This window comes from Lysinibacillus sp. FSL M8-0337 (genome assembly GCF_038593855.1).
Lineage (GTDB): Bacteria > Bacillota > Bacilli > Bacillales_A > Planococcaceae > Lysinibacillus > Lysinibacillus sphaericus_D.
The window spans coordinates 2498227-2511035 of record NZ_CP151996.1 but is presented as its reverse complement, the minus strand read 5'-3'; the positions used below and the strand labels follow the sequence as shown (position 1 = coordinate 2511035).

Genomic DNA, 12809 nt, shown 5'->3' with positions numbered 1-12809 from the left:
AAACTTGTATCTGACTAGGCATTCTATTAATTTTTGTGCCTAGTCTTTTTTTTATAAAAATTGTATTTGTACTAAAACATGAACGATTGTTTCACTTTGGAGTTGATTGAAAATTCTATGGGGAGTGTACGGTCATGAGACAACAACTTGTAAAGGCTACCTACGAATAAAAATAAATTAAAAAGCATAAATAAAAAATGCTTGAGACATTTTTTTACACCTAAAAAAGGCAACCAAAGCAACAAAAAAGCAACCAAAAATCTGAATGCAGTTGAATATCGGTGAAATCGAAACATTATACAAGTGTGAAAAACCTTGCTATAATGGGCTTTGTGATTACATATGAAAGAGGGTAAAAGCATGAATGCTTACGACGAATATATGAAACAGGTAGTGAAGCCGATGCGTGAAGAGTTGGTGGAGGCTGGTTTTAGGGAGCTGACAACGGCGGATGCTGTTAATGAATTTATGGCGGAGGCAAAGGGGACTTCTTTGGTTGTGATTAATTCAGTATGTGGATGTGCTGCAGGGTTGGCACGTCCAGCGGCTCGTGAAGCAGTTGCTGCGGTTAAACCAGATAATCTTGTAACGGTATTTGCAGGACAAGATCCTGAAGCAACTGCTGCGATGCGTGGTTTTTTTGAGGATGTGCCACCGAGTTCACCATCAATGGCGATTTTAAAAGATGGGGAATTGGCTTACTTCATTCCGCGTGAACAAATTGAAGGCTTCCCAGTGGAGCAAATTACTGCGCATTTAACAGGCGTTTTAGAGCAGACATGCGAGAAGTAAAAACAATTGTCACTACAGCGGGCAGACCAGACGACTTGTCGATGGTGCTCGCTGATTTTGTGTGTAGCAAGATAGATGCTCCATTTGTTGCTCGTAACAAACGTTCAATCCGTAAACTTGCAGAGGACTTCCAGGCGAATATCATTGTAGCAGGGAAAAATCGCTATGAATATTATGCATTTGGCACGGAAGAGCCCTTTTTCTTTCATCCGAATTCCGCAGCATTTCGCTTAAAGCGTGTAGCGAGGGGAGAAACGGAGCCGTTTTTAGAGGTGGCACAGCTCGAAAAGGGCGATTCGGTATTAGATTGTACGCTCGGTTTAGGTGCGGATGCGATGTTAGCCGCCTATACTGTTGGTCAATATGGTCGAGTGGTAGGACTGGAAGCTAATCCAAATGTGGCATTTATTGTAGCGCATGGTATGAAAGCATATGATACCTCGGAGCTTCCATTAACGGCCTGTATGCGACAAATAGAAGTGGTGCAAGCAGAAGCGGTTGCTTATTTAAAATCACAGCTAGATAATTCATTTGATGTTGTCTATATGGATCCAATGTTTGAAGAAATTATTGAGGAATCGAATAATTTTCAGGCACTTCGTACAGCGGGAGCACATATGACTTTAACTGATGAATGGGTCAAAGAAGCGAGACGAGTGGCAAAAAGGCGTGTTGTGTTAAAAGCGCATTATCAATCAACGTGGTTTGAAAAATATCATTTCTCGAGATTAACGCGTTTGACTTCAAAATTTCATTATGGTGTTATTGTGAAACAATAGACAACGGGAACAGACATAAAATCATGTTTGTTCCTTTTTTTATTACTATTAAATAGGCTGGTGTTTAAATGAATATTTTCGGTGCCGTCATTGATAATGAAACAAGGTGTATACACTAGCCATACTGAAAAGGAAATTATCGCAAATTTGCCTGTTGTGAGCTTTATTATCCTTGATATAAATGCTATGAAGAGCACGTACAAAATGCTATTAAACGTTGGCATCAAGATTAATTTCATACGAACGCGATACTTTGTGGATATTGGAAACATGAATTGACGATTCAAACCTATAGGGAGACATTGTGCTGTCCACAGTGTAATGCGTTATTTAATAAAAGATGTGCAGTTCATTATTCTATTTATTTTGCCAAGCAATAGTTTATAGTGAAAACATGATTTTACTTTATAAATTTTTTATGCTATAATTATATACGTGCTATTTTAGGTAGCATCTTTCAGTAATCTGGCATTCTGCTTTTTGTTTTTTAGGATACTTATTCACACTGGCGCATGCTTTGGGGCTGCAAGGACGCAAAAGAAGGCTGGGTTTGCGTTGCTTAAGTTAGAGAGCACACAGTGGAATTTTACCGCGGTGAAGAAACGAAAACGTTTCGAAATAATATTCCCCAGATGATTGGGTTGAGACTTTACAATTTACAGAAATGTTACCTATTAAATACTAAAGGGGTAGTTTCGCAAAGGCGAGGCTACCCCTTGTCCAATTTCTTAATAATTAATAATAAGTATTTGTGATTTATCACCTGCTTTTTTATAAAAAGTTAGGTGTTTTTTTTATCTTTTTTCTCCTAAATAACGACATATATCGACAAATTATCATGGATTATATTACCGTTTACTATTGTGGGAAAATAAGTAATAATAAAGTGCGGAGTTTTTTAAAAAATCAAATTTATGCTATTTGATTGAAAGATTCTGAAAAAAGATTGAAACGAGGGTGTGGCATATGAAACAAGTAAACGAAGTACCAAAAAGTGTATTGGACCAACTAGCAGAAGTAGCTCAGCAGCAACAAGAAAGTTTGGAGGCACTTGTAGCATTCTATTCCCAAGAAAGGTTGTTAGTTCGATTAGCAGCTTCTTCTTATGAAGATCAATATTGGCTATATGGCGAATTTTTATTAGGGACAATCACAAATGATATTGAGAAGTCTTCTTCTGGAATGACATTGTGCGCCAAAAAAATGGCCAATAAAGAAAGTATCATCAAACATGCTTTCCAAGAAATATGTTCAGTGAAAGTAACGGAAGATGGGATTGTGTTTGCCATTGATGAAATAGAAGTCTCCTCTAGCGGCGAAGAAGAAGTTTATCTTAGGATTCCTGCACAAATAGGACACATAACAACATACATAGAAATAACAATAACTTTATTCGATAGTGTCTCCATGACTCCTCGAAAGATTGCAACCGCATCATTGTTAAATAGTTCGTCAACTGAGCTATTAGCGTATCCGACAGAGCTCATCATTGCACATAAATTTAATACCATATATCAATACCCAACATTAGCTGAAACGCTGAAAGATTATTATGCTATTTATTTACTAGCGAGTACACAAAATTTTGAAGGTCGTGTATTACAAGAGGCTATACTCGATACATTCCACCGACATAAAACGACAATTGAAAAAAATCCGCCTGTGTTCTCAAAACGTTTTGATTTGGACGACAGCAAGAACAAAGCATGGCAACAATTATTAACACAACAAGTATCCTTTGCTAAAGTTCAAAAACTTGTTCACCAATTGTTATGGCCAATATATAAAAAAATTGAAGTAGAAGATGAATTCTTTGAAAATTGGGATTATACATTTTGTAATTGGCAATAAGAAAGAAATTGAAGTATCCGCGAGCTCAAATAATGTTCGCGGATTTTTTATCTATGTTATCCGTCATTTCTTGGACTTAAAATGTCGGATATAGTAGGTTGTTTTTAATTATGATAGATAGCGAAAGGAGTGATATTAATGGATTGGATTGTAAGAATAAATAGAGTAATGGATTACATTGAACAAAATCTATCCGGTAAAATAGACGCCAAAGAGGTAGCAAAATTAGCATGTTGTTCTGAATACCATTTTCCTAGAATGTTCTCAGCTATTACAGGATTATCTTTAGCGGAGTATATTAGGCGAAGACGATTATCGCAAGCAGCATTTGAACTTCAAAACAACACATTTGTTCGAATTATTGACCTTGCAATCCAGTATGGATATGATTCACCTGATGCTTTCAGTCGCGCTTTTAAGAACCTCCATGGGGTTACTCCAACAGTCGCCCGCAAGAAAGGGATTGAATTAAAAGCCATTCCAAGACTCTCCTTTCATATTTCAATCAAAGGAGATGGAGAGATGGACTATCGAATCGAAGGATTAGATTTTGAAGTTGAAATTGTAGGTGTGAAACAAAAAGTAAGGACAGCTGATGCTTTTAATGAAATCCCTAAATTGTGGGAAGAGGCGAATAAAAGTGGATTGTTACGAAGGTTAATAAATCTGTCATGGGAAAACCCACAATGCAAAATGGAAGGGATTTTAGGTGTTTGCGGCAAACAAGCGGCAATTACAGATGATGAATTTGATTATTTTATGGGCTGCCGCTATTCGCAAAAATTCCCCAATGATATGGAGAAAATCATCATACCTAACAATACAACATGGGCTGTTTTCCCAAACATCACGGATGCCTGGAACCGTTTATATACAGAATGGCTCCCATCGTCCGGATACGATTTGGCAGACCTGCCTTGCATTGAAAATTATTTAGCACCTGATCGCATTCCTAGTAATGAGCTTTGGGTTCCTGTCCTACCAAAATAGTTTTTAAAACGAATTTACTGTGCGTATTGAAGTAAGTTGAAGAAGACCACTCCACGAAGGGTGGTCTATTTTTATTGAGTAAAATCGCTAACAGAAACTAAAATATAAATGATAGTCCAATTTAGAAATGGTTTTAATGCGTCATTCATTTGCATACAGTGGGGTGAAAGCAATTGTTGAAAGGATGTGAAGACACAATGAAAGTAAAGGTTAAAGAATGGCGTGTAATGTCTGATCATAACAAACAATTATTATTAAACGCGGTAGCAACGAAATAAAATTCCTTATGGATGTCCATAAAGAACATTTTGCAAGATTGGGAGGCGCACTACCGCTAATCACTAGCGAATAGCTAAAACAATTGAATAAAATATTTTACACTTACTTCGGTAGGTGTTTTTTTATTAAAAACTGTTAAAGGTAGACACTTGTGCTATCTAATAAAAACCGTATTACAAAGGCTTGTTTATATAAAGATAGGTTAAATGGTATGATAAGAATAGATTGGTAAATCGAATATGAAAATGAGAAGGGAGGTAGTATGAATGGAAATTAGAAAGCCGAACAACTTTGAACTAGATGAAATCATTGCGCTTTCGCCACAAGCTTTATCTGATGGTACATTGGGCGGAGTAAGGGCAACCAATGAAAAAGTAATGAACCTTATTGAACCTCTCCTAAATAAAGGATGCTATTATTTAATAGCAACAGAGAATCATAAGTTAATGGGGTGGATTTTAATTGGGGAAAGCAAAGACCAATTTACGGACCAATTAAATGGCTTTATTTATGAGCTATATGTAAAAGAGACCTATAGAGGCAAGGGTATTTCGAAAGTATTAATGAATGTTGCCATTGAGCAATTGAGACAGGAAGGATATTCAGAAGTCAGACTTAGCGCTTACGTAGGGAACCATGCGATAAAACTATATGAAAAAATGGGGTTTAGGTACAGAACCGTAAGTATGAACTTACCATTGTAACAGTACTTATTCATACACAATTCAACTAAGTACCTGGTTGGTTGGATTTAATAATCTATTGTTTTTGTTAGAATGGATATGTATATAAGTCCAATTAAAATTATTAGCTTATAGCAATCGTGTACTCAATAGGAGTTTTACATGTTAAGGGAATAACAAAAAAGATTGAAGCCAAAGAGCTTCAATCTTTCTTATTCATACATTTCTGTATATGAGTTTGCCGTATTTGATTAGCCCTACCTAGCCCCTTAACAGCACCAAATAGAAGCTTAATTTACATCATGTTGCAATAAAAGAAATTCAAAAATAATAGCAAAAACTTAAATAATACGGCATTATACATACAAACAGTGTTCAGTATGCATAAGTAACTAAATTAGTCAGTGAAGCATAAAGAAGTTAAGTAACCTAACATTAATAAAAGACCAATACCCATTGCGATTGACATACTTTGTACCTCCTTTTAAAAAACGACACATTTATACATAAATTATTGTACAATGAAATGTAGAAATATGAAACCTTTTATTGGTTGGAACGTATTATATTATAAGTAGAATTACCAATTTGTACATAAAAGAGAAGGTGTTAATTAATGAAAAAGTGGGTTCAAAAAAGTATCGTAATTATGGTTGCGTTTTTAACATTTGGATTAATTACGCCAACACATGAAATTTGGGATGCATTCGATCAAAACCCTTCGAATCGCGCCTCTATCGGTCCTTCACCTGGGACAAGCACTGCGCTAGCCGCTGAACCCGAAGCAAAAGCGGCTGAAGCAACTGAAATACAGCAAAATGCGATTGACTACGAAGCACTTCTAGTTGACGCAGCGAAAGAGCAATCGTATATGAAGTTTGGAACAAAAATCGGCCCAAAAATTAGCAATGAATTTGATTCTATTATCTTCCCTAAAATAGAAGAGGCAATAGCGATGACAGTGGCCAACGTTGAAGAGGGATCATTGGCAAATCTCACAATTACTGAAAAACCAAGTGGCAACTATGGTGAAAAAATTTTCAATATTATTAATAACGAAACAGGCAATGATTTAATTCGCTTCCATGTGCGTACTGAAAAGCGCCCACAAGAAGGCTACTACTACAACTTCCACTATCACAGTGCTGAGGATGACTTTATGGCTCACAACAATCTTGGCGATATTTACTGGGAAAAAAACACACCACCGAAGTGGTTGTCATAGCATGTCCGAAACACTCGTATTTGATACGAGTGTTTTTTTGTGCGAAAACGTTGCTATATCAATCTTTGTAGAAAATTACAAAAAATAAAATTATTAATGTAATTTAGGTAGGGGAAGAAAGAAAATACATGCCCAAAAAGTACCCCAAAATCATCGCTTTTCTTTCGTTAGATTCTTAAGTAAATATATGCGCCCCTATAATATTCCTTTTGTAATAACAGTACAGGTGTTTAATTTTTGCAATAACACTTCTCTGAATTTGCCATATTCGTCAACTCGCATGTGGAACATATTGTCCTTGTATTTATTCCACTGTTTAAATTGCATATACAATTCAATTGTAGTTTTAGCAGAAGTAGTATTAAGTTTTATTAATTGATGTTCGAATTTGTCATATTGGGACGTACTAAGAGAGTAAAATAATAAATAGTTTCCATCATTATCTAATTTAAAATTTCTAAATTCACATTCATCTATACTATTTAGTACATCTTTGAAATTAAATTTAATGTTACCTGTAGTAATACTTTGACTCATAATTTTAGAAATATTATCTCGGATTTCCGCTTCTAAAAGGGTTAAAATATTTTTTTCAAGTTCTTTTTCTTTAGTATTACTGTTATTAAGAGACAACTCATCGTCTAGATAATCTGATATTCTTTCAATTTTTTTTATATTCTTTATAGTGCTTATTTCTTTAACTAAATCTCGAATATCTATAATATTAATATTTTTATCAAAATTAATTGAGTGACTTTTAAAATCTTTTTTATAGGTTTCTTTCACTGTAATAATTAATATAAACAATTCATTGTACTTTTCGTGTAGTTTATGTTTTTCAAACATGTCTAATGTATCTTGTATTTTTGCTCGCTCACTAGTAGAAGTAACTTGATAACATATTTTTGATTCTACATCACCTAAGTCAATGGCTGGATGATTAACTTTTATTTCATTCATGTTGATGAGATCAATTTCGTAGATTATACTTAAAAGTCCAGCATAGAAATCCTCAGATGATTTATTTATATCTGTATAGCCAATTTTATTGTTTAAATCTGTATAATTCTTCAGCGTTCCTAAATGCTTATTAATATTTTTTAATAACTCTTCTTTTCTTATCAATATAATACCTCTTCTCCAATATTTTACGTTCATATTAGGATAGCATACAAAGGATGGGTTTTATTATCAATTTCTATTGGGGGCTATATCTATCCAACAACAAATGCCAACTTATAAAAAATTAAAGGACATTACTTTCCAATGTGTTAACTAATTTTTTAGTAGTGAAAAACATATCATCTTAGCAAAAATAACACTCGTTTACCATACGAGTGTTATTTTTTATTTTAATTCCTGCATCATTACGCATCTGAATAATTTTTAAAAGTTAATGGCCGAACTATTAACATTCCTCAATGTGTAACTGTCATTTAAAGATCTAATATTGAAAATGAAGGGGGGATTTTATATAAAAAATTTATGAAAGCGTTATATAGGCTATTTACTGAACGATGCAAAGGAGAATTAAATAAAGATGCGCAAGAAGTTTTTAATCGTAGTACCTGTCACGTTATTTTTATTTGCATTACTTTTCAATGAGAATAAGGTTTTTGCAAATTTTACGGAAGATGGTTTTATTTATAATGATAATCTAACGGGTATAGTACCAGAAATGTATTATCCAGGTGGGGTAACAATTTACGGAGATAATAATCCCAGTCGAAAAGATTTGGTCATTCCAGATACGCTAGGTGGTAAGCCTGTCACAAATATATGGTATGAAACATTTAATAATAAACAACTGACCTCCTTGAAACTGTCAAATAATATAAAATTAATAGGTTACAATGCATTTGATAATAATTTACTAACTTCAGTAGTATTCCCAAATCAGCTAGAATGGATTGGAGATTTTGCTTTTGCGAATAATAAGCTATCCAGTATAACAATACCTGATACTGTAAAAAGAATCGGCCAGGGTGCATTTGTTAATAATGATTTAAAGACAATAACGATTTTAAGTCGGAATACAATTGTATTACCAAATGCTATACCTAAACAAACGAAGATTTTGGGAACAATTCCATCAAAGGCAAAGGAGTATGCTGATCAAAATGGAAATCCATTTGAATATTTAGGATTTACAATTACCTACGATGGAAATGGCCATACAAGTGGCAGTGTTGCAGCAGATTATATAGACAAGACAACACAATCATTTACTGTGAAAAAACAGGAATCATTAAAGAAAGATGGTTACATTTTTACAGGTTGGAATACAGAGCGGGATGGGAGCGGCACTGATTATCATGTAGATGAAGTAAAAACAATGACAGGAGATTTAACACTTTATGCTATGTGGTTGCCACAGCAACATGTAACGTTTAACACGGATGGAGGGAGTATAATTCCACCTCAATTCGTGAACGATCAAACATTAGTGATGGAACCACCTGCTCCAACAAAACAAGGGCATACATTTGAAGGTTGGTATAAAGAGGCAGCACTAACAAACAAGTGGGATTTTATGAATGATGTAGTAAGCAGTCCAATAACATTGTATGCGAAGTGGAAAGTCGTTCAACATGAAGTGACGTTTAATACAGGTGGAGGAAATGCAATGCCATCACAACTAGTTGATGACAACACAGTACTGTTAGGGCCATCTGTTCCAACGAAACAAGGTTATATATTTGCTGGTTGGTATAAAGAGGCAGCGCTTATCAACCAATGGGATTTGACAAATGATGTAGTAACTAGTGCAACAACATTATTTGCCAAATGGAAAGTCGTACAATATGAAGTGACGTTTAATACGAATGGAGGCAGTGGAATCGCCTCACAGATGGTTGACATTAACATGAAGATAAATGAACCAACTATCCCGACGAAACAAGGTTATTCATTTGGTGGATGGTATAAAGAAGCTACACTAACAAATCGATGGGATTTTAAGAAAGATACAATCACGGGTAAGACAACACTTTTTGCAAAGTGGTTTGTCAATAGTTCTTCAGATAGTAGTAGTCATAATAGTAGTAGTAATTCATCACCGCAAAATATCACGGTATATTTTGATACGAATGGAGGGAGCGTATTAGATAACTTGTCTGTAGCGTATGACACAAAGATAGCAACGTTACCGATTCCTAAAAAGGAAGGTTATACGTTTGGCGGCTGGTATAAAGAGGCTGCTTTAATCAATCAGTGGGATTTGACAAAAGAGCGTGTGACGAAAGAGACCAAGTTGTATGCGAAATGGATTGCAAACATAGCGCCAGAGCTTACCCCAGAACTAAGTCCGGAACAAACAACACCTGAACCTGACTTACCAAAAGTGTCTTTTCATGATATTGCCGATCATTGGGCAAAAGAAATGATAGAAGAAATAGCTAGTCAAGGGATTATAACAGGGTATCCAGACGGTTCGTTTCGTCCGAATGAATTTATTCAACGACAGCATGTGGCACTGTTATTTTACCGTGCTTTTGAGTTCGAGCAAACACGCCATGCTATTACATTTTCGGATGTAAATGCAAACCATCCATACTATGAAGCCATTATGACATTACAACAAGCAGGAATAGTCGATGGATCACAGGGGAAATTTAATCCTAATGCTTTAATGACGCGTGCACAGCTGGCGAAAGTCGTGACGCTTGCGCTAAAGATAGAATTAGGAGGTACTAGCACATTCCATGATGTTCCTCCAACGCATTGGAGCTATGCGTATATCGCAGCATTAGCAGAACTTGAAATTGTACTTGGTGATAACGGAAAATTTAAGCCAGATGAACCCGTTACGCGAGCACAATTTGTAGCCATCCTTTACAGAGCATTGAATCTTCAGTAGATCTATATTATGTAGCCATTGCTTATCAAAGTAAATGAAACTCGTATTTTGATTGAAGTTTTATCAAAATACGAGTTTTCGCTTTACTTGTAATAATAGGTTAGAGTTCAAATATAAAATGGAAGCTATATATATAATTTACAATAAATGTGTTATACTTATTTTGTTTTACAAAAAAAGAAAAAGGGGGAAATAGCATCTATTTGGTGTGATATGTATGAGTGAATTGAAAAAGGGTTTTGGGAAATTAAATAAAATCGATATGTTTTCACCGTATTTCTTTTTGCCATTTATTTTACTGCTATATTTTTTTATTAGCTTATTTGATTGGCATAAATTTGAACAATTCGGTATTCATGTATCTATATGGCCGGCTGTTATTATAGCCGTTATTTGTTATTACATAGGTGTGTTTTTAATCGATAAACTACAATGGACAATTCCCGCATTCGGACTGTCGTTCTTAGGGAAATATATCATTCATTTTATTGTTGTTTTAACGGTTCTTGGGTTAGGTTCCTATTTAATGATGATTTTTAGTGGGAACCTGGGGATAACGGATGAAGCCAATCGCCGAAATTTAGATCCAAAGTTGAACTTCTTTAGCCAATTATTATGGTTTGGCGTTTTATTGTTATTGTCTTATAAAATGATTTTGGAAAAGAAGATGACATGGAAAAAAGCAATTGGATACGGTTCGATATTTGCAGTTGTTATGTTTTTATTTTTATTAATGGGTTACCGTACGCCGCTTATTATTATGTTATTTACAGGGATTATTGTTTTCCACTATGTTGTAAAAAGGGTGAAGTTAACGTGGTTTTTAACGGCAATATTCGTTATTGGCGTAGGTTTCTCATTGTTTGGCTTTATTCGTGTGATTACAGAGGATACGTCAAATGATTTTAATAAACGTGAACAACCGAATGTTGAACTAACGGCTGAGGAAGAAGAAAAACTATTAACGGCTGAACAAAAAGTAAACTTAACACCGAAATGGGTGCGTGCATTAAATGCTGAAGCAGTCACAAGTCATATCGTGTTAAGTACCATTATCGAATACACAAAAGAAGAAGGTTACTTAAAAGGTGAAATGCATCAAGGCATTTTTAGTACAATTTTACCTGGCGAGCAAATCTCACCCCGTATGAAAGTTACCGAGGTTGTCAACTCGATTACGTCGGAACGCGGTATAAACGTGACTCGTGAACAGCGAACAACAACGCCAACTTTTATTGGTCAATTGTTTTTAGACGGAGGCTATTTATTAGTAGCTATTGGCTTCCTATTGTATGGCGTATTAATTTCTCTAATTTATAATAAAGTAAAACAAAATGGCATACGTAGTTTCCATACGGTTGCTTACGCATTCACGATTACTGTGTTTACAGTATCCATGCACACCGGTTTACTGGATTTAATCTTTGTTCTGATGCTTGGGTTCGTTATTATAGCATCATCTATTTTGCCATCTAATAGGCAAAAGTTGAATAATTAAAATAAACAAAACTATCCGATAAAGTTTTAACTTTTTCAGGATAGTTTTTTTTGTGCGTGGTTCGCTTAAAACAAAAATGGCCTTCTCCAAAGCGGAGAAGGCTTGTTAATAATCAAGTAATGCGCTCAAAAAATGTAATTGTCTTATCCATATCTGTCACATGTTGATTACACGAATCGCTGTCTGCACAAATGTAATTGCTGTGATTTGTATAAGTGCCGACGATGTTTCCTTTAATGGATGTAGTAAACAGTCCAGTATCAGCGTGACGATTACAGATTGCGCATATACCCCGAATTGTATGATTGGAGAAAGTGCCTTTGATTGCCTTTAATTTATCGTCTTGCTCTATAATGACATATTTTCGATTGGTACCATAATCATCCCAAGCTAAGTAGCAAATTTGTTGAAAATCAATTTGTTCAAGATTCGGCAATTTTAGCTTTTTTTCTTTTTTAAACAGGCTTTTGATGGTGCTTGCTGTAATTGGTTTAAATGGGATAACATACGATTTTAAATCATTTAAATATGCCTCACCTGTTCCACGTTCTGTTACAGATAAAATAGGCGCAATGAGTTGTACTTGTGCAGGTGTCATAACAACTTTTTCAGTAATTTCTGTTTGTGCAAGACCACGCACAGTAAGAATGACGTTTTTATCTTGTGTAGTAGCAAGTGTTTGTAAAATTTTATTCATTTGTTGTTCAAGTAAATGATAGTTGGCAACCGTTAAAAACGGCTGAATTGCTTGTTCTTCCATGCGAATTCACTCCTGTAAATTAGGCTTTTTTTATTTTAGGCCTAAAGAGATCATCCATTTGTGGGGTTTACCTAGACCTCTTCGACCTGATAA

10 protein-coding genes and 1 pseudogene are annotated in these 12809 nt (G+C 35.0%); 9 read left to right on the top strand and 2 right to left on the bottom strand.

All coding sequences use genetic code 11. The features are described 5' to 3' along the window. Nucleotides 1–360 precede the first annotated feature (360 nt). The 7 genes and pseudogenes from MKY08_RS11880 to MKY08_RS11850 all read left to right on the top strand — a co-directional run bounded on the left by MKY08_RS11880 (nucleotide 361) and on the right by MKY08_RS11850 (nucleotide 6599). Nucleotides 361–792: a BrxA/BrxB family bacilliredoxin gene (locus tag MKY08_RS11880; RefSeq protein ID WP_069512324.1), complete on the top strand. Its 432-nt coding sequence runs from the start codon at nucleotides 361–363 to the stop codon at nucleotides 790–792. Then, nucleotides 780–1571: a class I SAM-dependent methyltransferase gene (locus tag MKY08_RS11875; RefSeq protein WP_069512325.1), complete on the top strand. Its 792-nt coding sequence runs from the start codon at nucleotides 780–782 to the stop codon at nucleotides 1569–1571. Before MKY08_RS11880 ends, MKY08_RS11875 begins: the two co-directional genes overlap by 13 nt. Nucleotides 1572–1639: 68 nt before the next feature. Further along, nucleotides 1640–1951, top strand: a pseudogene (locus MKY08_RS11870) (hypothetical protein). Nucleotides 1952–2537: 586 nt separating this feature from the next. Further along, nucleotides 2538–3422 carry a nucleotidyl transferase AbiEii/AbiGii toxin family protein gene (locus MKY08_RS11865; RefSeq protein WP_069512327.1) on the top strand — a complete coding sequence of 295 codons (885 nt, stop codon included), beginning with the start codon at nucleotides 2538–2540 and terminating at the stop codon, nucleotides 3420–3422. A 138-nt stretch (nucleotides 3423–3560) separates the two neighbouring features. Beyond that, nucleotides 3561–4412, top strand: a complete 852-nt coding sequence (locus tag MKY08_RS11860; RefSeq protein WP_069512329.1) for an AraC family transcriptional regulator — start codon at nucleotides 3561–3563, stop codon at nucleotides 4410–4412. Between the two features lie 545 nt (nucleotides 4413–4957). Further along, entirely contained in the window at nucleotides 4958–5395 is a 438-nt protein-coding gene (locus MKY08_RS11855; RefSeq protein ID WP_069512331.1) for a GNAT family N-acetyltransferase, read from the top strand. A gap of 595 nt (nucleotides 5396–5990) precedes the next feature. Further along, nucleotides 5991–6599 (top strand): YpjP family protein, encoded by a 609-nt coding sequence (locus MKY08_RS11850; protein ID WP_069512333.1) that lies wholly within the window; start codon nucleotides 5991–5993, stop codon nucleotides 6597–6599. A 195-nt stretch (nucleotides 6600–6794) separates the two neighbouring features. Here the strand turns inward: MKY08_RS11850 and MKY08_RS11845 are convergent, their stop codons facing one another. Then, nucleotides 6795–7724: an SMEK domain-containing protein gene (locus tag MKY08_RS11845; protein WP_069512335.1), complete on the bottom strand. Its 930-nt coding sequence runs from the start codon at nucleotides 7722–7724 to the stop codon at nucleotides 6795–6797. A gap of 415 nt (nucleotides 7725–8139) precedes the next feature. Between MKY08_RS11845 and MKY08_RS11840 the strand changes: the two genes are divergently transcribed. Both MKY08_RS11840 and MKY08_RS11835 read left to right on the top strand, forming a co-directional pair. After that, nucleotides 8140–10458, top strand: coding sequence for an InlB B-repeat-containing protein (locus tag MKY08_RS11840; RefSeq protein ID WP_081327965.1), 2319 nt, complete (start codon nucleotides 8140–8142; stop codon nucleotides 10456–10458). A 217-nt stretch (nucleotides 10459–10675) separates the two neighbouring features. Next, complete coding sequence (locus MKY08_RS11835) at nucleotides 10676–11956, top strand: hypothetical protein (RefSeq protein WP_069512336.1); 1281 nt, start codon at nucleotides 10676–10678, stop codon at nucleotides 11954–11956. A 112-nt stretch (nucleotides 11957–12068) separates the two neighbouring features. Here the strand turns inward: MKY08_RS11835 and MKY08_RS11830 are convergent, their stop codons facing one another. After that, nucleotides 12069–12716: a FusB/FusC family EF-G-binding protein gene (locus tag MKY08_RS11830; RefSeq protein ID WP_069512338.1), complete on the bottom strand. Its 648-nt coding sequence runs from the start codon at nucleotides 12714–12716 to the stop codon at nucleotides 12069–12071. Nucleotides 12717–12809 lie beyond the last annotated feature (93 nt).

Coding starts and splice junctions, on each gene's coding strand:
- MKY08_RS11830 (WP_069512338.1), bottom strand. CDS start 12,716: ATGGAAGAACAAGCAATTCAGCCGTTTTTAACGGTTGCCAACTATCAT.
- MKY08_RS11835 (WP_069512336.1), top strand. CDS start 10,676: ATGAGTGAATTGAAAAAGGGTTTTGGGAAATTAAATAAAATCGATATG.
- MKY08_RS11855 (WP_069512331.1), top strand. CDS start 4,958: ATGGAAATTAGAAAGCCGAACAACTTTGAACTAGATGAAATCATTGCG.
- MKY08_RS11880 (WP_069512324.1), top strand. CDS start 361: ATGAATGCTTACGACGAATATATGAAACAGGTAGTGAAGCCGATGCGT.
- MKY08_RS11840 (WP_081327965.1), top strand. CDS start 8,140: ATGCGCAAGAAGTTTTTAATCGTAGTACCTGTCACGTTATTTTTATTT.
- MKY08_RS11875 (WP_069512325.1), top strand. CDS start 780: ATGCGAGAAGTAAAAACAATTGTCACTACAGCGGGCAGACCAGACGAC.
- MKY08_RS11865 (WP_069512327.1), top strand. CDS start 2,538: ATGAAACAAGTAAACGAAGTACCAAAAAGTGTATTGGACCAACTAGCA.
- MKY08_RS11860 (WP_069512329.1), top strand. CDS start 3,561: ATGGATTGGATTGTAAGAATAAATAGAGTAATGGATTACATTGAACAA.
- MKY08_RS11850 (WP_069512333.1), top strand. CDS start 5,991: ATGAAAAAGTGGGTTCAAAAAAGTATCGTAATTATGGTTGCGTTTTTA.